Raw genomic sequence first — 3,060 nt, forward strand, 5'->3', positions numbered from 1 at the left:
GCTGACCCGGCTGGAGGCCGCCGGACTCGTCGTGCCGGTCGGCACCACCGCCGGCGGCCCCGGGCCGAACGCCCAGCTCTACCAGGTCAACCCGGAGGCGGCAGCATGCTCGCCGTCCCCGCCCTGATCTACCTGCTCGGCTTCACCCCCGCACAGGCCGGCACCGCCAGCCTCCTGATCGTCGCCGTCACCTCGCTGACCGGCCTGCTCGCCCACGCCAGGGCCGGGCGGGTCCGCTGGCGCACCGGCCTGCTGTTCGCCGCGGCCGGCCTCCCGGTCGCGGCGGCCGCGGGGGCACTGTCCTCGCACCTGCCCGCCACCCTGCTCACCGTCGCGTTCGCGGCACTCGCGGGCACCGCCGCCTGGCGCATGCTCGCCTCCGCCCGCAAACCGAAGGACGCCGCACGGCACCGCCCGGAGGAGATGCCGGACGACCGCCCGGCCGAGAGCGGGCCGGCCCGCTCGGCCACCGCGGGAGCCGGCCTCGGCGCCGTCACCGGCCTGCTGGGGGTGGGCGGCGGCTTCCTCGCCGTCCCCGCGCTGGTCTCCGTCCTCGCCTTCACCATGGCCGAGGCCGTCGGCACCAGCCTGCTGGTCATCTCCGCCAACTCGCTGGCCGCACTCGTCCCACGGGTCGGAGCGGCCGGCTCCCTCGACTGGGCGGTCATCGCCCCGTTCACCGCCGCCGCCGTGCTCGGCGCCTGGGACGGCAAGCGGCTGGCCGACCGCTTCAGCGGCCGCGCCCTGCAGACGGCCTTCGCCGTCGCGCTGCTCGCCGTCGCCGCCCTCATGCTCGTTGACGCCCTGCGCTGACGAATCCCCGTGCTCCGCCCGGCGCCCCCGCCCGGGCGGCCCGCCCCGCTGTTCCGGAAGGACTCCCCCGCACCATGACCACCCCCGTGACCGTCGCCCAGCTGCACCCCCGCCTCGCCGAGTTCACCGTCGTCGACGTCCGCTCCCCCGGCGAGTACGCCGCGGGCCACATCCCCGGAGCCCACAACGTCCCGCTCGACCGGCTCGACGAGGCCATGCCCACGCTGCGCGCCGTGGCCGGGCGGGGCGGGGTCGCCGTGGTGTGCGCCTCCGGCAACCGCTCCCGGACCGCCTGCGAGCGGCTCGCCGCCGAGGGGATCACCGCGCTCACGCTGACCGGCGGCACCTCGGCCTGGGCCGGCGACGGCCACCCGCTCGACCGGGTCGCCGGCGCACGCGCCGTGTGGGCCATGGACCGGCAGGTCCGCCTGGTCGCCGGCGGCCTCGTCCTCGCCGGTGTGCTGGCGGACCTCGTGCTGCCCGGCGCCCGCTGGATCTCGGCCGCGGTCGGCGCCGGGCTCGCGTTCTCCGCCGTCACCAACACCTGCGCCATGGGCAACCTGCTCGGCAGGCTGCCCCACAACCGCGCCCGCTCGGCCGGCACCGATCTGGCCACGACCCTGGCCGGCCTCCGCGGCTGACCCCGCGGGGACCGGGTCCCGGGGACGGGCGTCCCGTGCCCGTCCGTCCAGGGGATCAGGGTCGAACGGCCCCAGCGCCGGCCCGGTTCCCCGGCCGACGCTGGTGGTACGGGCGCAGGCGCAGCGACCCGCACGGCGGGTCACGCGCCCCACCCGGCCGCATGCCGGAGGAGGCGACGGAGCGATGACCGGAGAACCGGCCCACACGCCGATGCACACCAAGACCTGGACCCTCAAGCTCGACCTGTTCGAGGCGGGGGACACGACCACCGCGCACGGCGTGCTCGACACCGGCGACAACGTCCTGCAGAGCCGGAGCAGCTCCCGTCGCAACCCGCAGGATGCCGCCGTGCCCGAGATCGGCGACGAGTACGCGGCCGGGCGCGCCCTGATGGAGCTGGGGCACCAGCTCCTGGTCGCGGGCATGCACGACGCCGCCGCCAACACGCCCGCGGCCGGCAGCTGAGCGGCGGGGCGCCGGAGGAGGAGCGATGACCGGCGACCGGACAGGACGGGCGATCGCCGTCGGCGTGGACGGCTCGGAACGGTCCCGGCGCGCCTTGCGCCGAGCGGTCCGGCGATCCGGGCCGACCGGCGGCACGACGCGGGCGGCCGGCGCCCGGGAGCCGCCGTTCACGGGAAGGAGGACGTGGTCCTCCCGGTCGTGGGGAGCCGGAGCACCGGCGGGTTCGCCGGTGCCCTGCTCGGTTCGGTGGGACAGCACTGCGCACGGCGTGCTGCGTACCCGGTCCGGATCGCGCGCAAGACGTGCCGCGACCGTGCCGTCGAGGGAGAGGAGCGAACCATGTCCAGACCGCCGACCGGCAGCGGAACGGCAGGAGCCCCGGCCGGGCAACGGGGTGACATCGCACGGCGTGTGACGCTGCGCAGGGAACGGCTGGGGCTCAGCCGCCAGGAGGTGGCGGAGCGCGCCGGCATGGCCCTGGAGTACCTGGAGTACCTGGAGTCGTCCGCCGCGGTACCCGACTCGGCACCCCTCACCAGGCTCGCCGGCGTCCTGGGCACCTCCGTCGGCGAGCTGCTCGGCGCCGGCACGGAGGTGCCGCCCGGGCGGACGGCAGCGGCCGCGCAGCCGGTGGTCGAGGAGCTCGCACCGGCGGCCTGCTGGGCGAAGCTCGCCCCCGGCGGGGTCGGCAGGGTGGTGCTGTCCACCGGGGACGGTCCGGTCGCACTGCCCGTCAACTTCCGGGTGATGGACGGTACGGTCGTCTACCGCACCGCGGAGGGGAGCAGCGTGTGTCCGGAGGTCGGCGCACGGCTCGCGTTCGAGGCGGACCGCATCGACGACGCGCTGAGTTCGGGCTGGAGCGTTCTGGTGAGGGGCACCGCCGTACGGCTGGACGAGCCGGAGGTCGTCGAGCATCTGGAACACCGCGGCCGGCCCGACCCGTGGGTCGGTGGGGGGCGGGACGTCTGGGTCCGGATCCGGACGTCGTCGGTGACCGGTCGGCGGATCCGGCGCGGCGGTTCCCCCGCCTCCCCTTTAAAAACTGACCACATAGGAAAAAAGTCGTGTAGGGAAATATTGTTTTTGATTAGGTGTATATATAGGTGGTAGCCGTATAATTAAAAAATTATTTTTTTT

4 protein-coding genes are annotated in these 3,060 nt (G+C 75.0%); all 4 read left to right on the forward strand.

Annotated features, from left to right (window positions below):
* Positions 1–813, forward strand: an 813-nt coding sequence (locus tag ABZ641_RS30935) for a sulfite exporter TauE/SafE family protein (RefSeq protein ID WP_359987131.1), incomplete at its 5' end; no start/stop codon positions are given.
* A gap of 74 nt (positions 814–887) precedes the next feature.
* Positions 888–1,454, forward strand: coding sequence for a rhodanese-like domain-containing protein (locus ABZ641_RS30940; RefSeq protein WP_344622271.1), 567 nt, complete (start codon positions 888–890; stop codon positions 1,452–1,454).
* A 184-nt stretch (positions 1,455–1,638) separates the two neighbouring features.
* Positions 1,639–1,920 (forward strand): dsRBD fold-containing protein, encoded by a 282-nt coding sequence (locus tag ABZ641_RS30945; RefSeq protein WP_344622272.1) that lies wholly within the window; start codon positions 1,639–1,641, stop codon positions 1,918–1,920.
* Between the two features lie 339 nt (positions 1,921–2,259).
* Entirely contained in the window at positions 2,260–3,033 is a 774-nt protein-coding gene (locus ABZ641_RS30950) for a pyridoxamine 5'-phosphate oxidase family protein (protein WP_359987135.1), read from the forward strand.
* Positions 3,034–3,060 lie beyond the last annotated feature (27 nt).

The sequence above is a fragment of the Kitasatospora sp. NPDC007106 genome (genome assembly GCF_040634455.1).
Lineage (GTDB): Bacteria > Actinomycetota > Actinomycetes > Streptomycetales > Streptomycetaceae > Kitasatospora > Kitasatospora arboriphila.